The organism is Halomicrobium sp. IBSBa (assembly GCF_017612575.1).
Lineage (GTDB): Archaea > Halobacteriota > Halobacteria > Halobacteriales > Haloarculaceae > Halomicrobium.
Genome location: NZ_JADPQC010000003.1, coordinates 46,051 through 69,719, shown reverse-complemented (window position 1 = coordinate 69,719; position 23,669 = coordinate 46,051). Strand labels below are relative to the sequence as shown.

Here is a 23,669-nt window from a genome sequence, read left to right as displayed (position 1 = left end):
ACCGACGGGCCCACCACAGTGCATGCGCATCGCCGACCGCCAGCAGGTCGAGGGCGGGCGCGAGCGGCTGACGCTCGTCCCCGAGACGCTCGACGATCTGTGGCACCTGACGTACGTGATCGAGCCGGGCGACCACGTCGCGGGCGACACCACCCGGCGGATCCAGCGCGACGACGATCAGTTGCGCGACAAGGGCGGGGAGCGCGAGCCGATGTGGATCGCGGTCGCGGTCACCGACGTGGAGTTCGCGAAGTTCGCCAATCGGCTGCGCGTCGGCGGGACGATCGTCGACTGCTCGCGGGAGGACCAGCTGGACTTTCACCACACGTTCAACGTCGAGGAACACGACGAGATCGAGGTCGAGAAGGTCTGGAAGCCCGACCAGATCGACCGCGTCGAGGAGGCGACCGAGGCGACCGACCAGCCCGACGTGGCGATCGCCACCGTCGAGGAAGGGGAGGCACACGTCCACACCGTCGCCCAGTACGGCACCGAGTCGCGCGCGTCGATCACCTCGACGACGGGGAAGGGCGACTACGCTCGACCGCGAGAGGAGCTGTTCGCGGAGCTTTCGGACGTGCTCCGGCGGATGGACGTGGACGCCTACATCCTCGCCGGCCCCGGCTTCACCAAGCAGGACGCGCTCAAGTACATCCAGGACGAGCACCCGGATCTGGCAGCGGAGATCACGACGGTCGACACCAGCGCCGTCGGCGACCGCGGTGTCCACGAGGTGCTCAAGCGCGGTGCGGTCGAAGACGTCCAGGAGCGGACCCGTATCGCGGAGGAAGCCGAACTGATCGACGAGCTGATGGAACGCATCGCGACGGGCGCGAAGGTCGCGTACGGCCCCGACGCGGTCGCCGAAGCCGCCGAGTTCGGCGCGATCGAGGAACTGCTGGTGCTCGACGAACGGCTCCGCGAGGAGCGAGGCGAGGAAAGCGAGTGGGACGTAGACGTCGACGAGATCGTCACGACGACGGAACAGAAAGGCGGCGACGTGACCGTCTTCTCCCACGAGTTCGATCCCGGCCAACAGCTCCGTAATCTGGGCGGCGTGGCCGCGCTACTGCGATATCGGCTGCAGTAGAGGGCGAACGGGGCGAAACGGTTTTCATTGGCGATATCTATCTTCAGGTACTAACAGTTCAGCTACCGACCGGAGCCAGTCACCAGAATGTCATTTGAGAATCAGACGGACTTCGCCAGGCAGGTCGCCGATCTCAACAAGTACGGACAGGCGTTGAACCGCTGTGAGAGCGTCGAGGAGGTCGTTTCGATGACCCTGGAAGCGATGTCACTGCTGTTCGAGGCTGCCGACAACACGTTCGTGGAAGTGCGAAACGACGATCTGCAGGTCGTCCACAGCACGAATCCAGCGTTGTCGGTCGGTGAAGCGCCGACGAGCGTGGCGCGGCGGGCCTACGAGTCCAGAACGACCGAGGTAGCGAGCGGTGCGGACGCTCGTGTCGCCGCCGACACAGAGACGACCGCGGCACTGGCCGTCCCGGCGACGATCGTCGACGAGGTGACGGCGGTGCTCGTGATGCGCTCGACGAGTCGGTCCGAGTTCGACGACGCGGTCGTGCGCCCGATGGAGATTCTGGCGTCTCACGCCGCGACGGCAATCAGCAACATCCGGTCCCGGGAGCGACTCGAACGGGCCAGACAGGACCTGGAGACGAAAAAGGAGATGATCGAGCTGTACGACCGGCTGTTGCGCCACGACCTGGGCAACGACCTGCAGGTGATCACCGGGTTCTCCGAGGTCCTCGCCGACAAGACCGACGGCGAAACCGCGGCCTACGCCGATCGGATCAACGAGGCCGCACACAGCTCTGCCGACCTGATCCAGCGGGTCGGGAACCTCGTCTCGACGCTGGAAGAAGAGGAGGAACCGGAACCGAGAGACGTCGCACCCATACTCGAACGGACCGTCAGCGAGGCCGAGACCGGCTACGACGAGCTGACCGTCGAGTTCGACAAGGCGGCCTTCGAGGAGACGGTGTACGCCGGAGACCTGCTCGGATCGGTGTTCACAAACATTCTCACGAACGCCGTCGTCCACAACGACGGAGAGATCACGGTCCGGACGAGCGTCGAGACGAGCGTCGACGACGTGGTCGTCTGCTTTGCCGACAATGGGGCGGGCATCGACCCGTCGATCCGCGACGAGCTGTTCGAGATGGGCGAGAAAGGCCCCGACAGCAGCGGCAGCGGGTTCGGCCTCGGCTTCGTCCGTGCCCTGACAGAGTCCTACGGCGGCGACGTGACCGTCACCGAGAGCGATGCCGGCGGCGCGGAGTTCCGCGTTCGGCTTCAGCGTGCCTGAGACGACCGCGTGTCGCGGTGCCAGGCGGAGCGTGCCGCAGGTCAGGACCCTGTCGGATCGATCGTCACCGACAGCCCGTCGGCGGCAAAGCGAACGTCGCCGTCGTAGGCCGTCCCGATCGAGTCCAGCATCTCCTCGTGGCGACCCTCCGTGTGAGGGTAGAGGTGGGTGAGGTAGACGCGGCCGACGGTGGCCTCAGCCTGGTCCAGGGCCGTCCCGAGCTGGGCGGGCGTCGGATGATTTGACACGTCCACGTCGTCCGGAAACGAGCAGTCGTGGACGAGCACGGCCGCCCCGTCCGCGAACTCGATCAGTTCCGTGAACGCCTCCGAGTCCCCGCTGTAGACCAGCGCCGGCTCCTCGCCCCCGGCCCGAAAGCGATAGGCGAAACACGACATCGAGTGGCGCGTCTCCATGGCCTCGATATCGAAGCCGGCGAGCGCGAACGGCGCGTCGACGCCGACCTCGTCGATCGTGAGGTCGAGCCGGCCGCGCATGTAGCCGTGCAGATCGAGGAGCCCCTCGATCAGGTCACCGGTCCCCGGCGGTCCGGCGATCGTCAGGTCGGTTTCGCCCGCGAGCCACCGCGCTTTCATGAACACGTCGAGGTCGGAGACGTGATCGAGGTGGTGGTGGGTGAGCAAGACGGTGTCGACGCCCTCGTAGCCAACGTCGGTGCGTTCGAGCGCGTGGAGGACGCCGCTGCCACAGTCGACGAGCAGCCGGTCGGAGCCGTCTTCGAGCAACAGTCCGGACTGGAAGCGGGTGCCGGTCGGCATCGCGCTGCCAGTTCCGAGAAAGGTCAGGCGCATGTCGGATCGCTCGGGGTGGAGGGCCTAAGCGATTTGGATGGGGTCAGCGGGACTGTCTGTCGGGGTGGGCAGGCGGCGGCCATCGGCGAGGGCGGCGGGTGACGGGAACCGCCCGCCGACGGCGCAGATACGCCTACGACGGGTATCCATAAAGCCCCACCTGTGGCTCAAAATCCAGTTTAAGCGTTCCTCGTGTACGCCCACCAGACGCCGAGCACCGCGACGACCGTCATCCCGCCGAGGAAGAAGGCCAGCCCCGGAGAGAGCTCCAGTCCGCCGTTTGCCGCCAGATCGGCGGCCTGGGTGGTCGTCTCGGCGGCCAGATCGATCGTCTCCTCCTCGGGGACCGGCGTGTCGGTCTCGGGTGGTGGAGTCGGCGTCTCCGTCGCCTCGGCGATGCCGATGTCGCCGCCGTCGCTCGCCGTTTCGGTGGGCGTCGGCGTGTCCGCGGGCGCTTCCGTCGGTGTCTCGGTCGCGCCCGTCGTGTTCGTGACGCCGCCGGAGTCGCTGCCACCCGCGCCGTCGCCGCCCTGCGAGGACGGCCCGGCGGAGCTGAACCCGACCGAGAGCCCGTTGCCGAACAGTTGCTCGATGACCAGACTGCCGAGTGCGACGACACCCACCACGGGCAACAGGCGCTTGACCATCGTCGTCAGGGACCGCTTTCGCTCCTCGGTCCCGACGAACAGCACCGTCGGATCGTCCGGCGGCTGGTACACCGTCATCTCCTGGCCCTTCTCGGAGTACTGGGTGCCAGCGACAGCGATCAGGTCCTGGTCGTCGAGCTTCTCGATGTGATAGGAGACCTTCTGGATCGACATGTCCAGTCTGTCGGCGATCTCCGACGGCGTGCCCGGCTCGTCGTAGATCTCGTTGAGAATCGCGCGGGCAGTCTCGGAGTTGAGCGCGTCGAGCAGCGGGGCCACCTCGTCGTCGACGCCGACGACCTGGAGTTCCCCCTCCTGTGACGTACTCGTATCGGGGCCTCTGGAGGGCAACAGCGACATATCGAAACCACAGACGGCCAGTATAATGAATCTCGTGGAGTGTCCGAGCGACGTTTGACCGATTAGCGAGCGGACGAACGGCCGAGTAAGGGACTCCTACCGGCCGACAGTATCAGTCTTCTAACCCCTCGACCAGTTCGCTGGCGGTCGCGTCGTCGAGTGCAATCAGTGGCGGACGGACCGCGGCGTTCTCGACGACGCCCCGCCTGGCGAGGATCGCCTTACAGACTGGCGCGAATCCGTGCTCGGCTGCCGACCGGAACACGGGATCGATCTCGTCGAACTGGACCGCTCGGGCAGCGGCCACGTCGCCGTCGGCGACGGCGCTACCGGCCCGCCCGAGGGCCGCGGGCCGGACGTGCGTGACGGCGTTGATCCCGCCGTCGCCGCCCATGAGCAGCGAGGGGACGTACTGGGCGTCCCAGCCCTGGAGCACCTCGAAGGAGTCGGGCGTCCGGTCCAGCAGTTCGTCGAAGTGAGTCAGGTCGCCACTGGAGTCCTTGATGCCGTCGTAGCGGCCGCGTTCGGCCAGGGACGCGACGGTCTCGACCGCGAGTGACTGCCCGGTCGCACTGGGGATGTCGTAGAGGTACAGCGGGATCGACGCACCGGCCGCGACGGCGTCGAAGAACCGCTCGTTGCCGGCAGGGGCGGCCTGACCGCCGTAGTACGGAGCGACGACGAGCGCCGCGTCGGCACCCGCGTCGGCGGCGGCCGCGATGCGCTCGCGAACGTCTTCGACCGCCGTCCCGCCGACCCCGGCCATCACGCTCGCCCGGCCGTCGGCGGCCTCGACGGTCGTTTCGACGACGGCCCGTCGCTCGGCATCCGTCAGCGACGCGAACTCGCCCGTGGTGCCACAGGGGACGAGCCTGTCGACACCGCCCGCGACGAGGTGGTCGACGAGCGACCGGAGCGAGGCGCGATCGAGCGTGCCGTCGTCCTCGAACGGAGTCACCATCGGACAGCCGACGCTGTAGTCCATACCGGAGTCCGGAGTGGCAACGAGTTAGCGCTTGGGAATCGAGATTTTACTTTCACCGTGCGGTCCGAAGGCACTTGTCGTCCCAGTCCTACCCCTCGACAACGAATGGAGGGACGCGAATGGCTCGCGGGCGTCGACCCGGCGTTCGACCCCGAGAGCGTCGCGATCGACGACGGCGACGTGCTGGACCGGCTCGCGCCGGTCGTCCAGGAGTGGTGGGTCGAGCAGTTCGGCGAGTTCGTCCCGCACAACGGGGGGTTCTTTACCCCGCCACAGAAGGAGGCGATCCCGCTGATCCACGAGCGGGAGAACGCCCTGATCGCAGCGCCGACCGGCAGCGGCAAGACGCTCGCGTCGTTTACCGGCATCGTCAACGAGCTGTTCGCGAAGGCCCGCGAGGACGCACTCGACAACAGCGTCTACTGTCTGTACGTCTCGCCCCTGAAGTCACTGGCAAACGACATCCACCGGAACCTGGCGGTCCCGCTGAGCGACATCACCGAGAAGCTCGACGAGCGGGGCGAGACCGTCGAGATCCGGCACGCGATTCGCCACGGGGACACGAGCGACAGCGACCGCCAGCAGATGCTGGAGACGACGCCACACATCCTCAACACGACGCCGGAGACGCTGGCGATCTTGCTCAACAGCCCGAAGTTCAAAGAGAAGCTCCGGACGGTGGAGTACGTCGTCGTCGACGAGATCCACAGCCTCGCCGAGAACAAGCGCGGGACCCACCTCTCGGTGTCTCTGGAGCGCCTGGAGGCGCTGGCCGACGGCTCGCCGACCCGGATCGGCTGCTCGGCGACCGTCGAGCCACTCGACGAGATGGCCCAGTTCCTGGTCGGGTGTGAACGCCACGGCGCGGGCGGCGACGACTGGTCACCCCGCGAGTACGAGATCGTCGACGCCCGCTTCGCCCGTGACTTCGACGTGGAGTTGACGACGCCCACGGACGACCTCATCGACACCCCGCGAGACGTGATCCAGGGGCGGTTCTACCAGCAGCTCCACGAGCTGATTCGGGAACACACGAACACGCTCGTGTTCACGAACACGCGATCGGGGGCCGAACGAGTCTTGCACAACCTCCGCTCGGAGTTCGACGACTACGGGGAGGACAACTCCGGGTGCCACCACGGGAGCCTCTCGAAAGAGCGCCGCCAGGAGATCGAGGAGCGTCTCAAAGCGGGGACACTCGACGTGGTGACGACCTCGACGAGTCTGGAGCTGGGAATCGACATGCCCCACGTCGATCTGGTCGTGCAGGTCGGCTCCCCCAAGTCCGTCGCCGCGCTCCTCCAGCGAGTCGGGCGAGCGGGCCACCAGCTCGGAGAGACCGTCACGGGGCGGGTCGTGGCGCTGGACCGGGACGAGCTGATCGAGTGTGCGGTGATGCTGAAGAAGGCCACGGAGGGGTTCGTCGACCGGGTGTTCGTCCCCGAACGCGCACAGGACGTGGCGACACAGCACGTCTACGGCATGGCGATCAACGCCGTCCGGCCCGAGCGCGAGGCCGAGGCGATTCTCCGGCGTGCCTACCCCTATCGCGAGTACACCGACGACGAGTGGGAGCAGCTCTGTCGGTACCTCACCGCCGACTATCCGGGGATGGAAGACAAGAACGTCTACGCGAAGATCTGGCGAGACACGAACGATCCTCCCGACGGCGAGCACCACTACGAGGAGTATCCGGTGGGCGAACACCTGATCGGCAAGCGCGGGCGGATGGCCCGCGTCATCTACATGACCAACATCGGGACGATCCCCGACTCCTTCACCTGCGACGTGTACACCCGGGCAAGCGACGAGTGGGTCGGGCAACTCGACGAGGGCTACCTCGACACGCTGGAGAGCGGCGACGTGTTCGTGCTCGGGGGCGACAACTTCGAGTACCGCTACCGTCGGGGCTCGAAGGTGTACGTCGACCGGACCAGCGCGCGGCCGACGGTCCCGTCGTGGTTCTCCGAACGGCTGCCGCTGTCGTACGACCTCGGCCGGGAGATCCTCGCCTTCCAGCGCCAGCTCCTGGCGCGACTGGAGGAGGGCGGCCCGCCGGCCGTTCGACTGTGGCTCCGGGAGTTCCCCCTGGACGAGAACACCGTGCGTGCGATCACGCGGATGTTCTCCGAGCAGGTCGCGTACGCCGGCTCGGAGAGCGTCTCGACCGACGACCGGCTCGTGATCGAAGTCGCGCTGGACCACGACGAGTACGAGCGCCACTACTACGTCCACTCCGGGTACGGCCGACGGTTCAACGACGGCTTCTCGCGGCTCGTGGCCTACCGCGTCGCCCAGCGAGCCAGCGCCAACGTCCAGGTCGCCGTCGCCGACAACGGCTTCACCCTCTCGATGCCGCTGAACAGGAAAGTCGACATCGAGGGGATCGTCACCGACATCGATCCGACGGCGGTCCGGGCGGATCTGCGGGCCAGCCTCGACGGGACGGACCTGCTCCAGCGATACTTCCGGATCAACGCCACGCGGGCGCTGATGATCCTCAAGCGGTACAAGGGCTACGAGAAGTCGGCCAGCGAACAGCAGGTCAACGCCGAGATGCTGCTCTCGTTCGCCGAGGAACTGGGCGAGTTCGCCGTCGTCGAGGAGACGTATCGCGAGATCCTGGAAGACAAGCTCAACGTCGACGCCATCGAGGACGTGACCGGGGCGATCCAGGCCGGCGAACTCGCCGTCGAGACCGTCCGGGTCGACTCGCCCTCGCCGCGTGCGTTCGGGCTGGCGACGCTGCTGGCCAGCGACGTGGTGCTGGCCGAAGACGAGTCCGCGGTGTTACAGGCGTTTCACGACCGGGTGCTGGCGGCCATCGACGACGACGCTGGCGAGGTCTGATACCGGCGACGACACGACAGCACTGCGCCCTCGGCAACGCCGCCGGCAGTGACCGGGACGAACCGAACGACGGTGGACCACACCAACCCTTTTCACCGCGCCGCCCCGGAAATCGCGCATGGAGAGGGTCAACTCCCGCGTGCAACTGCTGTGGATCGGGCGGGCGGTCGTGGTCGCGGCGGTACTCGCGGGCGTTGCCGTCGCGATCGACCGCTTCGCGGTCCCGGTAGACCCGCCACTGATCGCCGCCGTCGTCGTCGTGGCGGCCGTTCTCGGGACCGTCCACGCCGTCCTCAGATTTCGACGCTGGCGCTTCGAGATTCAGGACGACGCGCTCTTTCTGGTCCGCGGGGTCGTGACGCAGGTCGACACCTCGGTCCCCTACGTCCGGCTCCAGCACACCGACACCCAGCGCGGGCCGGTCGAGCGGCTGGTCGGCCTCTCCAGCGTCGTCGTCTACACCGCCGGAACGCGAGGTGCCGACATCCGTATTCCGGGGCTGCGTCCGGAGCGAGCGACCGAACTGCGCGAGCAACTGCGCGAGCTCGCGGCCGAGAGCGAGGCCACCGACGCCGTATGAACCGTCTCCACCCGATCAGCGCCGTCGGGAGCGTCGTCACCAACGTCGTCCGGTTCGGGAGCATCGGCTTCTTCGCCGGCATGATGCTTACGGGTCCACTGGACGTGCTCCCGCTCGGAGCGGTGTTCGTCCTCGCACCCGTCGGTGCCCTCGTCGGGGCCGCCTACGCCGTGGCGCGGTACTACCGCTTTACCTACGCACTCGCAGGGGGCACGCTGTCCGTCGACTCCGGCGTCTTCGACCGGCAGGAACGGGAGATTCCGCTGGGACGGATCCAGAACGTCGACATCGAACGTGGCCCCGTCCAGCGGCTCTTCGGTCTCGCCGTCGTGAAGTTCGAGACGGCCGGGGGGAGCGCGACAGAGGCGGTCCTGAACGCCGTCGACGTCGACGAGGCCAGAGCGCTCCAGTCGGCCGTCGCTCAGTACCGACGGGAGGACGACGAGACGGAAGGCGACGAGAGCGAGCCAGCACACGACACGGTGGCCCGAGAGCCGACAGGACCGGAACAGCGTCGGCTCTACGAGCTCTCGACCAGGGACCTGCTGACGCTCGCGCTCGTCTCGTTCCGGCCCGCAGCCCCCGCGGTGGTCCTCTTCGGCGTCCCGTTCGCACAGGAGTACGCGCTCCGACTGCTCTCGGCGACCGTCGAGACACTGGGCGGCCCGTCGACGGTCTCGCTGTCGGGGCTCCCGACCTACTCGACGGGAGAGGCGCTGTTGACCGTCGGCGTCGCCGCGGCGCTGTTCGCACTCGCGGCCTGGCTCCTGAGTGCCGCGTTCACGATCACGGAGTACCACGGCTTTCACCTCGACTACGTCGGTGACGACCTGCGATACGAGCGGGGACTGATCCAGCAGTACAGCGGCTCGATCCCGCTGGAGAAGGTCCAGACGGTCACCGTCCGCGAGAACCTACTGATGCGACAGGTCGGATACGCCGCCCTGGCCGTCGAGACGGCCGGTTACGCGCCGGGTTCGGGGAGTCAGGACGCGAGCAACACGGCGATTCCGCTGGACGATCGCGAGACGGTGCTGGCCGTCGCCGAGGCGCTGACCGACGCCGACGTGCCGGCGATGGAGCGACTCCCCGACAGGTCGCGCCGACGCTACGCCGTCCGGTACTCGCTGCTCCCGCTCGTGGCGACGGGGCTGTTGCTTTCCGTCGACACGCTGGTCCAGACGGTCCCCTACTGGTACGCGCCGCTGGCGCTGGTCCCGGTCGCGGTACTGGCCGGGCACCTGAGCTGGAAGCACCGCGGGTTCGCACTGCTGGAGCACCTGTTTGCCACCCGGAGCGGCGTCCTCGTGCGGTCGACCCGGCTGGTGCCGTACTACCGCGTCCAGACCGTGATCGACACGCGAACGATCTTCCAGCGCCGTCTCTCGCTGGCCAGCGTGACCGCCGACACCGCCAGCACGGCGAGCCTGCTGGGCGGGGACGCGACGGCGTACGATCTCGACGACGAGCGCGCCCGGACAGTCCACGAGACGCTCCGCGAGCGCCTGATGGCCGACCTCCGGGCCGGCGAACGAGGCGACCGACAACAAGGGCTGACGGCGCTGCTCGACGAGGCCGACGCCCCGGACGAGGGGGGCGACGCGGGTGCGCCCGAGCCGAGCGAATCGTCCACTCGCGAGCCGTAGCACGGCGACAGCGTGCTACATCGCCCGCGGTCGGCCGTCGAGTCGATCAGGCACTGGCGGCCCGGTCGGCAGAGAGCGGAAGCCGGGCGACGGCGACCGGCAAGAGGAGGATGCCGGCGACGAGTGCAGCGTAGACGACGGCCGCCAGCGGCGGCGCGACCGCCTCGCCGGCCCGATCGAGCACCAGTGCGTACGGGACGCCCACCGCCGCGAGGATCGCGCCGTCGAGGCGAGAGCGGAGTTTGCTCACGGCGTCGATCCAGCGGCTCCCCACCGCTCCACCGACGCTGCCACCGAGCGCGAGGATCGACTCGGAACTGCCGCCGGTGACCAGTACGGCACCGACGGCCACCACGCCGGCCACGAGGAAGCCCCGTCCCGGACGCCGGCCGACGAACCGCCAGCAGGCCGCCAGCACGACGAGCCCGAGCCCCGTGCCGACGATCACGTCACCGAGGTAGTGCATCCCGAGGACTACCCGCGAGAGCGCGACGAGTGCCACGGCGAGCGCGACAGCGGCGACGACGCGGACATCGTCGAGACGGTCCCGGACGGTCGCGAGGCCGCCGTAGACGACGACCGCCGCGACCGCGTGGCCGCTTGGAAAGCCGTAGGGGTCGTTGGCCAGCGGAATGGAGCGGACCGAGGCCGGCGGTCGCCCCATGCCGATCGCGGCCTTCAGGAGGATCACGACCGCCAGGGCGACGAAGGCGTAGCTCACGACCGTGGCCGTCGAGCGCCGCTCGTCGAGCCAGTACAGCAAGGAGAGGACGAACAACAGCGCCGTCGCGCCGCCGAAGGCAGTGACGACGCCTGCCGGTTCGATCAACCACCCCGGCGTCGCCTCCCAGATCGACCGCGACAGTGCAGTGAGACGAATCACGGACGAGGGGTCGTCACATCGGTAGTTAAATCGAACGCCTCTGACGGCTGACCGTGGCCGAGCGGGAGGCAGACCCATCGAACTGGAAACAACGGCTACAACGCGTCCCGCCGAACCGACGACCGGAACGTGAGCACAGATGTGTGATACCGAATCGACCGCTTCACGGCCGAGAGCGCCCATCGAGCGACGAATCGAGGGAGATGGCAGAACTCTCTAAGAACCGCGTGGCCACGTACCGGTGTCGGACCTGCGGGGTGCGATTCAGTATCCCACAGCACGAGACGGCCGTCTGTTGTCCGGTCTGTCGCATGAACCGAATCAAGCGATTGACAGACTGACCCTGACGAGGGTCACTGGGAGGACCGTCAGCGAGCCCACTCGACCATCCGTTCGTACAGTTCGTCCGTCGAGAGCGCGCGTTCGTCGCCGACCAGCACGAGCGCCTTCTTCGCTCGCGTCAGGGCGACGTTGATGCGACGGTAGTCCTCGAAGATCGGACCGTCGAGCGAACCCGTAGCGACGAAAGAGACGACGATGACCTCCTTGCTCGATCCCTGGAAGCGATCGACCGTGTCGACGGCGACCCCCTCGGGGACGTGTTTGTCGATCTCGGCGACCTGCGCGCGGTAGGGCGCGATCACGCCGACGGCCTCGGTCTCGACCCCGGCAGCGAGGTAGGCATCGACCACGTCGGCGACCGCGCTCGCCTCCGCCGGGTTCGTGTTGCCGTCGACGTGCCCGTCGGGATCGACGAAGTTGACGCCGTCACGCAGCGTCTCCGGGAGCGCGTCGAGCGTGACGCCGTCCAGGTCCGCGATTCGCTGGGCCGCCACCTCGCCGGTGGCCGGCCGGAGCTGGCCGTCGTAGAACTCCCGGGAGGCGAACGCCTGGATCTGCTGGGCCATCCGGTACTGGCGGTCGAGCAGGACACTGGCGTCGGGATAGGCCTCGATGAGCCGCTCGAACAGCGACCGCGAGAGCGTCTCGTCCTCGCTCTGGACGACCGGCGGGAGCTGCTGGTGGTCGCCGACGAGGACGAACCGATCGGCCAGCGTCGTGGCGGCCAGCGTCCCCGGCTCAGTGAGCTGGCCGGCCTCGTCGACGATCGCCACGTCGAACGACTGGGTCTTGGCGACCCGAGAGCCACAGGAGGCCGTCGTCGCCGCGACGACGCTCGCGTCCTCCAGCCGGCCGACGCAGTCGTCGGGATCGCCGGCAGTCTCCAGACGGTACTGCTGCATGTCCTCGCGGACGCCGCTCTCGGTGCCCAGCCGGACGATGTCGGTAAAGCCCTGCGCTTCGAGGGCCTCGATGCAGTTGTCCACCGCGCGGTTGGTGAACGCCGAGAGCAACACCCGGTCGCCGCGGGCCACCAGCGCCCGGACGATCCGGGCGAGCGTGTAGGTCTTGCCCGTTCCCGGCGGCCCGTGGACGAGCGCGCAGTCGTCGGCTCCGACGGCGAGCCGGACCGCCTCGTTCTGGGCGTCGTTGTTGTCGATGAACGTCTCGTCGATCGATCGGAAAGCTGGCTCGCGTCGGCCGAAGAGCACGTCCTTCTGTTCGGGGGGCTGGGTGAGCAGGCCGTCGTGCAGCGCCGTCAACATCCGGTCGGTGCCGATCTCGGAGGGGTACACGTCCAGTCGGCGCAGTTCGACCGGCTCGTCGGTCGTGACGACGATCTCTGGGCGGGCGTCGTCGCTGCGTCCCTCGCTCGTTTCGCTCCCTCCACCTAACCGCTCGACGCGAGCCATCTCGGCGTCGCCGTCGATCGGGTCGCCGTCGCTGGCGAGCGCGATGTCGCCCTCGCGGATCTTCGAGACCGCACCCGTGCCGCGGGCTCGCAGCTCCCAGCGGCCGCCGTCGAGTCGACGCTTGCCCGTCGGTTCGAGGTCGATCAGGGCGCGGTCGTCGTCGGCTCGCTCCTCGGGGCGCTGGTCCCACAGCTTGGCGTACTCGCGGTGGACGGCCCGGCGCTCGGCCTCGATGGCCTGATAGAACCGGTCGAAGTACTCGCGCTCTTCGTCGGGGATGGCCGTGCCGACCTGGCCGGCCTTCGACTCCTGGTCCAGTCGCCCGGAGACCGCCATACAGGTGTCCTGCTCGAAGCAGTACTCGCACTTGGCGTCGGCCTCGTAGCCCGTCGGGACGCTCGCGTCGTACTCCATGGCCGCGATCTCGTTGCGCGTTCGGACGACGAAGTTCAGCAGGCCGTCGTTGATCGAGAACTCCTTGGCCGGCGAGAGATCGCCGGACTCCTCGGTCCGCTCGACGGCGGCGTTCTTGGTGTACAGCAGCGTGCCGGTGTCGGGCGCTTCCTCGCGGCGCTCGCCGAGGAGCAACGCGTAGCAGGCCGCCTGGATCTTGTCCTGGAAGCGTGGCTCTCTGCGGGTGTTCTTGCCGGTCTTGAGTTCGACCGGCATCCCGCGCCGGACGGCGTCGGCCCGCCCCTTGATGCCGTAGCGAGCCGAGAGCAGCGTCATCTCGGATCGCCACTCGTCTTCTTCGGTCAGGGTTCCCTGCCTGAGCCAGCCGTCGATGGCCGCGGCGTGGTCGCGAACGTCGGCGGCGACCTCGTCGGCATCGCGGCCGAGCAGCCCCAGGTCGAGCCCGGCGTCCTCGACGTGGGCCGCGACCGCCTCCTCCACGTCACGGCCCCGGAGCAGGTCGCCGAAGACCTCGTGGACGATGGTCCCCTTGACGACCGGGTAGGCCTGGGGGGTCCCCGAGAGCTTGTTGAGGTAGTACATCCGCGGGCACTGGACCCACGAGCGAACGTCGGTCACGTCGACCAGAAACTCCGGCTCGACGACGATCCGTGCGTCGCTGCCCACGGAGTACTGGGTCTCGCCTCTGTACTCGCGCGGTTCGGCGTCGTAGACGGCGACGCTCATGCCGGGTTCGAGCACCGCGCCGGTCTCGGTCCACTTCCCCCACAGCGTGACGGTGACGGGCTCGCCACGCCCGTCGTCGGGCCGAACCGTCACCTCACAGAGATCGCTCTCGCCGTACTGCGTGTCGACGGTCTGCTCGTCGCTCACCTCGACTGCGACGCCGCGTAATTGCACGCACGGAGCCTGGCGGGCAGGCCGAAAAACGCTGTCGGTCGGGGTGGGCTGGCGGCCGTCTCAAAACAGGTCGTCGTCCGATCCGTCGGGCTCGGCGTCGCCGTCGGTCGTCGCGGAGTCTGGAGCGGGCGCGTCCGTCGACACGTCGCCAGACGGCTCCTCGTGTCCGTTGGTCGCCTGCTCGGTCGCAGGCGTCGTCTCGGCGGACTGCTCTGGCGACTCCGCGACCGCCTCGTCTACGCCGGCGTCCGACTCGGGGGCGTCGGGCGAGACGGCCGGCACCTCGACGCGGTCCAGCGCGTCGCGAACGATATCGGCGGCCTCGGTGCCTTCGACGGTGGCGTTCGTCGAGAGCACGACCCGGTGGGCCATCGTCGCCACGGCGAGACGTTTCACGTCGTCCGGGACGACGTAGTCCCGACCCGCGAGGACGGCGCTGGCACGCGCCGCCTCGAACACCCGCTGGACGCCGCGGGGAGAGACGCCGACCTCGGATCGCTCGTCGGCCCGCGTCTCTCGGGCGATGTCGACGATGTACCGCCGGACCGGGACCCGCACCGAGACGTCCTCGGCGAGGTCCTGTAGCTCGCGGACGGTGGCCTCCTCGACCACCGGCTCGACGCTCGGGGCGAGCGTCCGGCGCTGCGCTCGCCGGTCGAGCAGTTCCATCTCGCCGTCGACGGAGGGGTACCCCAGCGAGGTCTTGACGCTGAAGCGGTCTCGCTGTGCCTCGGGGAGCCGAAAGGTCCCCTCCTGTTCGATCGGGTTCTGGGTCGCCACGACGACGAAGGGGTCGGGCAGTTCGTGTGTCGTCCCGTCGACGCTGACCTGTCCCTCCTCCATGGCCTCCAGCAGCGCCGACTGGGTCTTGGGCGGCGCGCGGTTGATCTCGTCGGCCAGCACGACGTTGGCGAAGATCGGCCCCGGAGCGAACTCGAAGGCACCCTCGTGTTCGTTGTAGACGTTCGAACCAGTCACGTCCGCCGGCAGCAGGTCCGGCGTGAACTGGATGCGGGTGAACTCCAGGCCGAGCGCCTCTGCGAGGACGCGGGCGGTGACCGTCTTGCCGGTGCCGGGCACGTCCTCCAGCAGGACGTGGCCCTTCGCGAGGACGGCAGACAGGACTTCGTGGAGGACGGTGCGTTCGACGACGGCGGCTTCCTCGATACGCTCGACGACGGAGAGGCAGGTCTGGGCTGCATCTTCGACCGTGTCGCCGCCGGAATGGTGGACCATGCGCGGTGGCTCGTCGCCCGCCCCCATCAATCTCTCCCTTCCCCGGCGACGTATCCCCGCAGCGGCGTCAGTAACACCAGGACGCCGAAGACGGCCAGGGCGGCCGCGACGGTCGCCGCGACCTCGCCGGCCAGAGAGGTACGCACCACGCCGAGCAGGCTCAGCGAGAGCACCGTGGCTGCTCCGAGAACGACCGCGACGACGGCGTGGAACAGCTCCAGCCGTCTCGTCTCCGGGAGGTGGCCCAGTTCGGCGGTGACGCCCAGCCCGAACGAGGACACGTCCCAGACGACCATCGCGACCACGGCCGTCGCGACGACGAGCGGCGTCGGCACCCCGGTGAGGGCCGCCCCGATCGTAGCGAGGACCATCCCGCCGGCCGCGAGCGCCGGGCCGCCGGCCCGTTCGGGGACGATCGAGAGGTACTGCGCGGCGACGACCGTCCAGCCGAGCAGGTAGAGCGCGATCGGCCCCAGCACCAGGAACGCCACGAGGACGATGGGCGGTGCGCTGCCGGGCACCGGGATCAGCGACAGGGCGAAGGGGAGGAACCCGATCACGAGCACCAGTCCCGCCGCGACGGGCGCGAGCAGGCGGTTCGCCGTCGTGTCGACCGGGCGGGTCAGCCGGCGCAGCGTGAGCGCGACCAGTCCGATCGCGAGCGTCACCACGCCGACGCCGAGGACGGCGACGACCGGGATCGGCGTCGCGAGCACGGGAAAGAGCACGCGAGCGGGCGGGAAGAGCGCGTACACCGCGTCGAACCACCCCAGGAACCAGGCGGGGAGGACACAGAGCACGGCGACGAGAGTCCCGATCAGGACCACGGTGGTCGCGAGCCTGAGCTGTCCGAGTCGTCTGTCGACGGCCTCACGGCGATTTCGGGGGGTGAGCTGTCGGATCGGCAGCCAGCGCAGCCCCAGTCGGAAAGAGAGCACGCCGACGAAGACGACGACGAGGAACGTCGAGAGCGCCGCGGTCGGACCGGGGCCGCTCCCGGCCGGGCCGACCACGGTGCGAACGAGCAGGGCGGCTCCGCCGAGCACGACCACGACGATCCCCCAGCCGACCATCGAGAGGTAGGTCAGCCCCTCCTGGAACAGCGCCGGACGGACGGCCGACCCGCTGGTCGTGTCCGTCCACGTGCTCCCGAGCGCGACCAGTGCCACGGCGAAGCCGCCGAAGAAGATGCCGTAGGCCGGGTTGGTGACCACCAGCCCCGTGAGACCGGCCACCAGCGCCGCACCGGCCGGCAGGAAGCAGATCTGTCCGACGAACAGCGACACGAACCGCTCGCGGGTCAGCAGCGCGAGCCCGGCGGTCAGTAGCCCCGTGACGGTGCCGAAAGCGAGTGTTAGCCGACCCAGCCGGGCGCAGGTGGGGACGATCAGCGACGGCACCAGCCCGTCGCCGAACCGGAGACTGTAATTCCACGGACAGGTCGTCGCGACGACGAACAGCCCGAAGACCAGCAGGGACGCGATAGTCAGGCTCGTCGCCCGCGGCCGCCCCTCGTCGCCGAGGGCGCTGGGCCGATCGAGACGGGGACCGAACAGCGCCATCTACGGGACCCCCCCAGCGCCGGTCGGGCGCTGACTCGGTAGCCGTGCGTCGGCCGCGAACGCGAAGGCCAGCGCCATCGGGAGCGGCGTCCCCCGTCGCCAGTCCGTCGCTCGCGCGCCGGTGGCCTGGCAGCGAGCCAGTCGCGTGTACCGCTGGACCTGTTCGAACTGCCCGCCGACGGTGTTGTCGGTCACTACGTCCGGCGAGAGGACGACGGCGGGGTACCCCTGCGAGCGCCACGCCTGGACGGCCTCGACGGGCAGATCGTCGAGCAGCGGCGAGAACAGTGCCAGCTGCGCTCCCGGCGGCACCAGGTCGAGCAACTCGGCCAGCTGGCGGTCGGTGTCGGGCGCGCCGCCGGTCACCTCCGTCGCCGTCCGGAAGTAGTCGATCGCTCGGGACCGCTGCCCGTCGCCGCTCTCTGGAGCCAGCCAGTGGAGCCCGGCCGGCCCCGGACCGTCGGCCCCGATCACCGCGACGCCGATGTCGTGACCGCTGGCGACGAAGTCGGTGACCGCGTGGGTCGCCGCGTAGGCGGACAGTTCGACGGCAGTGGGTCGCCCGGGACCCGCCGAGACGCGACTGATGCGGCGAGCGTCGACGACGAGGACGACCGAGGCCGCCCGGCGACGCTCGTAGTCGACCGTCGTCAGCTCGCCGGTCTTGGCGTACGTCCGCCAGTCGATCCGGCGCGCGTCGTCGCCACGCCGGTACTCTCGGGTCGAGTGGAAGGTGAGCCCCTCGCCCGGTTCGTCGGTGGTCAGGTCGCCGACGAACTGCGCGCCCTGGTCGTCGATCGGTGGCGCGTCCGCGTCGAGGCGACAGACGAGCCGTGTGTCGCCCGACACCGTCGGACGCAACGTCGTGACGCTCGTGCCCCCGAGACTCCGGACCCTCACGCGCGGGGGTTCGAACTCGTGGACGCCGCGGCGAGCGACCAGCACGTACTCGATCGTCGTCGTCGCGCCGGGTTCGAGCGCCACGCCCGTCCGGGGAGTGCCACGCGTCACCGCCAGATCCGCCGGGACGGCGTCGACGACGCGGAGGTCGGACACCGGCCGGTCGCCCTCGTTGGTCACTTCGAGCGTGACGTGGACCGGCGTCCCCGGCGGCGACAGCTCCGGCTCGACGTGGCGGGTAACCGAGAGCGAGACCGAATCGGGACCGCTCGTGACCAGCGAGTACGCGAGATACACCAGCGGAACGATCGCGGCGAGGAGCAACGCACCGCTACGTGCCACGAGCCCGGCCGCAGCGAACAGCGTCGCCGCCGCCACCGTCGCCCGCCAGCGCGTCGACTGACGGCTCATCGCACACCACCGTCCGTGGCGAAGCGATCCCGCTCTCGGGCGTCCCCACTCCTGTCGGATTCTCGGGCCGTCTCGTCGCCGCTTCCCGCCTCGCCAGCGGGATCGGCGCTTTCGTCGCCCGCTGCTTCACTGTTTGCACCGTCGCCGTCCGCGCCGGCCGGTTCGACATCGACCTGGACCTCTCGGGCCTCGCTACCGGGCGGTCGCGGGCCGCGGGCGGTCGCCAGCGGATCGACGGCGCGCTGGACGGTGCCGTCGACGCCGCGCTGGAGGTCTTCGAGTCGCGGCTGGCTGACCGGGACCGAGCGGGGCGCGTTCTGGCCCGGCACCGTCGGCACCGCGTCGTCGGCCGCCTCTGCGACGGCCTGGACGGCGATCTGGAGGTGTCGCCTGACGACGCGCTCCGGGAAGAGCCAGGCCTCGATCCGGGCTCGCAGCGAACGCGGGGGCGGATCGACGCCCGGATCGAGCACGGCGGCCCCGATCTGGTTGTCGGTCCAGCTCCCCGCCGCCAGCGACGCCTCGACGGCGGCGCGATCGCCCTCGCGGATCACGAGCGCGTCGACGAGCGCCCGCCGAAGGACCGGCCGAACGGTGTCGTAGCCCGCTTCGACCGTCCCTTCGGAGCGCGCCGTCTGCCCGGCGTCCGCGAGGACGGCCCCGAAGGACTCGCCCGAGAGGGCGTCCTCGCCGCGGCTTCGCTCCGGCGCGCGGTCGAAGAGCGCGCCGTCGTCGGTCCACGGCGGCGGCAGGGCCGGTCCGTCACCGTCGGGCGACGCGAGCAGCTTCCAGATCGACACGCCGACGCCGAAGATCGCGAGCAGCGCGACGGCGCTGGCGACGATCGTCTCCGCCGTCGCCGGAACGCCGACCGCGAGCGCGACGAGGCCGAGGAGGATCGACACGACGCCGCTCCCGACGACGAGACGGTTCACGCCGACCCCTCCTCGGAGTCGTCGCGGATCTCCTCTAGCGCCGCGCGAGCCCGCGCTACCTGCCCGTCGGTGAGCGACTCGTCGCCGTACTCGACGGCCCGGAACGTGTCGGTCAGTTCGCGGACCGGCTCGGGCGAGAGCCCGCGATCGATCGCCCGACGGGAGACCTCGCCGGCCGTGCGTCGTGGCCACGTCTCGGGGGCGACCCGACCGGCGAACGCACGCCACACGCGGCGGAACTGTGCGCGCCGCGAGAGCGTCGTCTCGTCGTCCGCGTGTCCGGATTCGCCCGCGAGATCGTCGTGGTCGCTCTCCTCGGAATCGAACAGCCGGCTCGGTCCGCGGGCGAGCGCGCGGACGAACGCGACCAGGCGTGCGGGAAGCGACGTGAGCCAGCGGCCGGCGTCCGCGAGCGGCGTCGCGTCTGGACCCGTCAATCGGTCCCGCAGACGCCTGAGACGGCGTTCGAGGCTCCCGACGGCCGCTTCGAGTCGCCCGGACAGCCACAGGCCGTCGGCGGCCAGTCGGCGGCCGAGACGGCGGAACCAGCCGGCGGTCGCTCGGGCCGCCTGGAGTGCGCTGTAGTCGCTCCGGAGGAAGGCGGCGAGTCCGACGACAGCGAGCAGCGCCAGCGACCCCAGCAGCGCGATCGTCCGGCCAAAGCGGAGGAACACGTACGCGAGCGCCAGGACGCTGACGGCGACGCCGGAGCCGATCGCCATACCACGGCGACCGGCGATCGAGTAGCCGGCCGCCGGCACGCCGACGAGGGCGAGGACGGCGAGGAGGGTCAGCAGGATCGTCGGCGCGAACGCCAGCAGGACCGGCGTGGTGGCCACCTGGTCGGCCGTCGCGACGGTGAGCCGTGCCGTCGGGTCGGCCGGGAGCGTCATCTCGACGTGGCCGTCCGCGTCGGTTCGGCCCAGTCGCTCGCCGCCGACTAGCGCGGTAGCGTTGACCGCCGGGCGGTCGCCGAGCCGGGCGGCGACCGTCGCGCTCTGCCCCGGCAGCGGGAGCAGTGCGTCGGTCCGTATCGTCGCGTCGAGGCGGAGCACGACGATCTCGGTCTCGCGTTCGAAGGCTCCCCGCTCGACGTGGACGGTGAGCGTCCGGTCGCCCTCGATCGGCGCGCGAATCTCGATCGTGCCGTCGGCGTCGGTCCGTCCGATCGTCCGTCCGTCGACCGAGACCGTCGCGTCGGCCACGGGGTTGCCCTGGATCGTCGCCCGCAGCGTCGTCGTCTCGCCGGGGTAGGGCTGTTCGTCGACCGAGAGGTCGATCCGGCCACGAACGGGGTACGCGCCCGACCCGTTCTGGGCCTGCTGCTGGGCCACGCCGTCGAGGGCGGCGACACCGAGGCCGGATCGGTCGACGGTCTTCAGCGGTGCGTCCGAGTCCCCGGTGTCGATGCTGGCCGCACAGCTGCCCCCGCCGGGCAGTTCGACCCGGACCTGCAGGGTCTGCTCGTAGGGGACGGTGCCGACGACCTGTCCGTCCTCGTCGGTCCGGCCGACGCGTTCGCCGTTGAACCACACGGGGGAGTCCGACACCGGTTCCTCGTCGTACAGGACCGTCGTTGTGAGTTCGTGTCCGGCGACCGGATCCTCGGAGAAGAGGATCTGACAGTCCGACTCCCCGTTCAGGAACTCTGGGGGTGTCGGCTGTGGTGCCGTAGCTGGCATGGCCGCCGCGGCGACGAGGAGGCCGACGACACACGTCGCCACGATCAGGAGCTGTCGGGTCGGGGCGTTCGTCCGGGAGGCGGTGCGGTGCGTAGGGACCATGATCTCAGTGGGTCGCCGCCGCGCAGGGAGGGCAGCCGGGCGGCCCGGCAAGACGGCGGACGACTGCTCTATTGCACGTCTCGGATTCGGATGCAAAGAAATCCCCGGTCCAGCCGGCGGTCGGGCTGACCGAAGGGTATTTTCAGAACCGCCCCCAAACGGATCTCATGCGCGTTCGTGAGTGGGACGACATCCTCGAAGACGTGGTCGAATCGAACGCCGATCCCGGTGGCTGGCGAGCCGTCGGTGGCGACCGCGCGAGCGGCATCGGCGAAGACCTCTACATCGGCCACCCGGCTGCCGGCGTCTTCCAGCTCAAGACCTACGCCAAGAACCCCTACGACGTGCAGGGCGTGGGATCGCAGGTGGCTCGCCGGATCGACGACGAGCTCGATCCGCTGTTTCCCGAGCAGGGGACCGGTGCCTTCGGCGTCCAACAGCCCGTCGAGGACGAAGGCGAGGCCGAGGAGACGGCGAAGGAACTGGCGGCCGTCCTCGAAACCCACGCCGACGCGCCGACGACGCCCGACGCGCTGTTCGAGGACGTGATGGACACGCTGGACTCGCCGGCCTACGGGCCGATGGACTTCGACCACTACGACCGCCCCGAGGAGATGGACGAACTGACCGACACCTTCGAAGAGGCCGAGGAGTTGCTCGAAGCCGAGTTCGAGGACGTGGTCGACGAAGACGTTGGCAGGGGCTTTCACTGATGGTCCAGCCCTCCGTCACGGACGAGGACCGCCGGTCGTTCCTCCTGAAGTTCCGCGTCGGCTTCGCCCTGTTCGTGGGCGTGTCGATGGCACTCGTCGCACTGAACGTCTCGGCGAGTCTCCCGACGATCGGTGGGGCCGGCGTCGCCGGGACGGTCGCCGGTGCCGTGCTCGGCTGGTGGGTGTTCCCCGACAGCGTGGCGCTTGGCTTCGTGAACCGGCGTCGCTGAGACGACCGACGAGCCGTCCGTTTTCGCTACCCCGAGATGGCGGGCCGCGCCGACGACGTGACAGCAGTCGCGAGGCGAGAGCCTACTCGGTCATTCGCCGTGCTGGAGGCCGTCGAGCATCGCGAAGACGTGTGTCTCCTCGCCGGAGAGTTGCTGTGGGTAGAGCCCCAGCGCCACGACGTAGTCCCCGTCGTGTTTCACCGTCGTCACGTGAATGTACACGTCGATGGACTGCCCGCCCAACTCTGCCGTCCCCTCGTACTTCTCGACGCCCGCCTCGGATCCGAGTACCGTGTGCGTCTGATTCTCGACCTGTTGGCCGACGCTGAGACCGTCGTAGTTGGAGCCAAACTGCGAGAGCAGCTCGCGGTTGGACATGTCACTGATCGGGTTGAACGTCTGGGAGGCGACGCTCACCTCCGGGCTGGAGAACGTCGCGAACACCGCCGCCCGCTGTTCGCCCAGCGGGCCGAGGTCGATCGAGCGCTCGTACTGTGCGAGGTGGTTCGTCACGTTGACCTGCCGACTCTGGCCCGCGACGGTAAACTCCCGAGAGACCGTCTGACTCTCGTTGAGCGTCTGCTCGTAGCCAGTTTCGGAGAGGGCCTCGTCGCTGACACTCGCGGGTGCGGATTCGAACGCGAGCGCTTCGTCGCCGAGGAGAAAGCCACAGCCGGCCGTGGTCGCGACGAGCGCGACCGACAGGAGAATCGCCAGTTTGCGCATACAGATGGGTTCGCGCCAGCGACCATATGCTTGCTGGCTATCGGGGCGTCACGGGTCGACGCGACGGAGCCACGCGGCGGGATCGTCCAGCTCGGCGTCGGTCGGCAGCGAGTCGGGGCTGTCCCAGACTTTCCCGGCCCCCGCGACGCCTCGCTCGTCCGCGACGGCGTCGAAGAAGGCCTTCCCCCGTTCGTACTGGCGGCGCTTCATCCCCAGCCCGAGCAGTCTGCGGACCAGCTTCGCGATCGGTCCCTGGCCGCCTCTGCGCTCGTCGAGCTTGCGCCGGAGGTCGTCGTACTCGTCGTCGAAGGCGCGGTCCATGACGAGTTCGGCGTACCCTTCGACGGCCGTCATCGTCGTGTCGAGTTCGCCCAGCGAGGCCCGGTCGATCGACCCCTCGGTGAGCGCGCCGATGGCGTCTTCCATCGTCGCCTCCAGGTGATCGGAGAGCCACGGGGCCGCGCCGAACTCCGCGGCGTGGGCGACCTCGTGGAAGGCGATCCAGCGACGGAAGCGGTCGGGGTCGACGGCGAGTGTCGACGCGACCTGTTCGATGTTCGGGTGGACGAAGTACAGCGCGTGATCGTCGCCGTCGTCGGCCAGCAAGAGGGGGTCGTACTGGCCGAGGACGTTCCGGCCCAGAAAGGAGAGCGCGAACGCCATCGAGCCGGTGTTGGCGACACGGGCGACGCCGGGCATGAGGTCGGCTTGCTGTTCGATCGGGCGCATCACCCGCTCGAAGGTCTCGACGTTGGCGTCGATCCAGTGGTGGCGGTTCTGGATCTCGACGGTCTCCGGGAGGTCGAAGCCGATGTCGGCGACGGCCCGAACGCGGTCGCGAGCGGCACGCACGTCGTCGGCGTAGGCCGCCTCCTGCCGATCGGTGAGTGCCAGCGAGCCGGGATCGGTCGAACTCTTGGCCGCCGCCGCGACGGCGTTCCAGTCGATCGGTCCGTCACCGGAGGCCCCGGCGACGGCCTGCACGCTGTGGTACAATCCCATACGCGCA

Annotated in this window: 19 protein-coding genes; 7 read left to right on the top strand and 12 right to left on the bottom strand. The window is 69.3% G+C overall.

Annotation, left to right across the window (positions count from 1 at the left end; all coding sequences use genetic code 11):
* Window positions 1–22 precede the first annotated feature (22 nt).
* Window positions 23–1,090 (top strand): mRNA surveillance protein pelota, encoded by a 1,068-nt coding sequence (locus tag IL252_RS09910; protein WP_153553466.1) that lies wholly within the window; start codon window positions 23–25, stop codon window positions 1,088–1,090.
* An 87-nt stretch (window positions 1,091–1,177) separates the two neighbouring features.
* Window positions 1,178–2,332, top strand: coding sequence for an ATP-binding protein (locus IL252_RS09905; protein WP_208627873.1), 1,155 nt, complete (start codon window positions 1,178–1,180; stop codon window positions 2,330–2,332).
* Between the two features lie 41 nt (window positions 2,333–2,373).
* Here IL252_RS09905 and IL252_RS09900 read toward each other — a convergent pair whose 3' ends face one another.
* The 3 genes from IL252_RS09900 to IL252_RS09890 all read right to left on the bottom strand — a co-directional run bounded on the left by IL252_RS09900 (window position 2,374) and on the right by IL252_RS09890 (window position 5,136).
* On the bottom strand, window positions 2,374–3,144 hold the full coding sequence (locus IL252_RS09900) for an MBL fold metallo-hydrolase (protein WP_208627872.1): 771 nt from the start codon (window positions 3,142–3,144) through the stop codon (window positions 2,374–2,376).
* 179 nt (window positions 3,145–3,323) lie between these two features.
* Window positions 3,324–4,151 (bottom strand): winged helix-turn-helix domain-containing protein, encoded by an 828-nt coding sequence (locus IL252_RS09895; protein ID WP_208627871.1) that lies wholly within the window; start codon window positions 4,149–4,151, stop codon window positions 3,324–3,326.
* Window positions 4,152–4,263: 112 nt separating this feature from the next.
* Window positions 4,264–5,136, bottom strand: coding sequence for a dihydrodipicolinate synthase family protein (locus IL252_RS09890; protein ID WP_208627870.1), 873 nt, complete (start codon window positions 5,134–5,136; stop codon window positions 4,264–4,266).
* Between the two features lie 105 nt (window positions 5,137–5,241).
* On the opposite strand from IL252_RS09890, the gene IL252_RS09885 reads away from it, so the two are divergent.
* From IL252_RS09885 to IL252_RS09875, 3 genes are all read left to right on the top strand, one after another.
* A complete protein-coding gene (locus IL252_RS09885) occupies window positions 5,242–7,986 on the top strand; it encodes an ATP-dependent helicase (RefSeq protein ID WP_208627869.1) in 2,745 nt (914 codons plus the stop codon).
* Window positions 7,987–8,104: 118 nt separating this feature from the next.
* On the top strand, window positions 8,105–8,566 hold the full coding sequence (locus IL252_RS09880) for a PH domain-containing protein (RefSeq protein WP_208627868.1): 462 nt from the start codon (window positions 8,105–8,107) through the stop codon (window positions 8,564–8,566).
* A complete protein-coding gene (locus IL252_RS09875; protein ID WP_208627867.1) occupies window positions 8,563–10,212 on the top strand; it encodes a PH domain-containing protein in 1,650 nt (549 codons plus the stop codon). Before IL252_RS09880 ends, IL252_RS09875 begins: the two co-directional genes overlap by 4 nt.
* A gap of 46 nt (window positions 10,213–10,258) precedes the next feature.
* Here the strand turns inward: IL252_RS09875 and IL252_RS09870 are convergent, their stop codons facing one another.
* The 7 genes from IL252_RS09870 to IL252_RS09840 all read right to left on the bottom strand — a co-directional run bounded on the left by IL252_RS09870 (window position 10,259) and on the right by IL252_RS09840 (window position 20,991).
* The gene (locus tag IL252_RS09870) at window positions 10,259–11,095 is read right to left on the bottom strand and encodes a phosphatase PAP2 family protein (RefSeq protein WP_208627866.1); all 837 of its coding nucleotides are present in this window, start codon (window positions 11,093–11,095) and stop codon (window positions 10,259–10,261) included.
* A 368-nt stretch (window positions 11,096–11,463) separates the two neighbouring features.
* Window positions 11,464–14,163 (bottom strand): AAA domain-containing protein, encoded by a 2,700-nt coding sequence (locus IL252_RS09865; RefSeq protein WP_208627865.1) that lies wholly within the window; start codon window positions 14,161–14,163, stop codon window positions 11,464–11,466.
* 60 nt (window positions 14,164–14,223) lie between these two features.
* Window positions 14,224–15,399, bottom strand: a complete 1,176-nt coding sequence (locus tag IL252_RS09860; protein ID WP_369334727.1) for an AAA family ATPase — start codon at window positions 15,397–15,399, stop codon at window positions 14,224–14,226.
* 26 nt (window positions 15,400–15,425) lie between these two features.
* Complete coding sequence (locus IL252_RS09855; protein WP_208627863.1) at window positions 15,426–16,961, bottom strand: glycosyl transferase; 1,536 nt, start codon at window positions 16,959–16,961, stop codon at window positions 15,426–15,428.
* The gene (locus IL252_RS09850) at window positions 16,962–18,272 is read right to left on the bottom strand and encodes a DUF58 domain-containing protein (RefSeq protein WP_208627862.1); all 1,311 of its coding nucleotides are present in this window, start codon (window positions 18,270–18,272) and stop codon (window positions 16,962–16,964) included.
* The gene (locus IL252_RS09845; protein ID WP_208627861.1) at window positions 18,269–19,207 is read right to left on the bottom strand and encodes a hypothetical protein; all 939 of its coding nucleotides are present in this window, start codon (window positions 19,205–19,207) and stop codon (window positions 18,269–18,271) included. Before IL252_RS09845 ends, IL252_RS09850 begins: the two co-directional genes overlap by 4 nt.
* On the bottom strand, window positions 19,204–20,991 hold the full coding sequence (locus IL252_RS09840) for a DUF4129 domain-containing protein (protein WP_208627860.1): 1,788 nt from the start codon (window positions 20,989–20,991) through the stop codon (window positions 19,204–19,206). The genes IL252_RS09845 and IL252_RS09840 overlap by 4 nt, the downstream gene beginning before the upstream one ends.
* A 167-nt stretch (window positions 20,992–21,158) precedes the next feature.
* Here IL252_RS09840 and IL252_RS09835 point away from each other — a divergent pair, with 167 nt between their 5' ends.
* Window positions 21,159–21,704 (top strand): hypothetical protein, encoded by a 546-nt coding sequence (locus IL252_RS09835; protein WP_153553231.1) that lies wholly within the window; start codon window positions 21,159–21,161, stop codon window positions 21,702–21,704.
* Window positions 21,704–21,934 carry a hypothetical protein gene (locus tag IL252_RS09830; protein ID WP_015763059.1) on the top strand — a complete coding sequence of 77 codons (231 nt, stop codon included), beginning with the start codon at window positions 21,704–21,706 and terminating at the stop codon, window positions 21,932–21,934. Before IL252_RS09835 ends, IL252_RS09830 begins: the two co-directional genes overlap by 1 nt.
* Window positions 21,935–22,024: 90 nt before the next feature.
* Here IL252_RS09830 and IL252_RS09825 read toward each other — a convergent pair whose 3' ends face one another.
* A complete protein-coding gene (locus tag IL252_RS09825; RefSeq protein ID WP_208627859.1) occupies window positions 22,025–22,660 on the bottom strand; it encodes a DUF6517 family protein in 636 nt (211 codons plus the stop codon).
* Between the two features lie 48 nt (window positions 22,661–22,708).
* Window positions 22,709–23,662: a zinc-dependent metalloprotease gene (locus IL252_RS09820; RefSeq protein ID WP_208627858.1), complete on the bottom strand. Its 954-nt coding sequence runs from the start codon at window positions 23,660–23,662 to the stop codon at window positions 22,709–22,711.
* Between the last annotated feature and the right edge of the window lie 7 nt (window positions 23,663–23,669).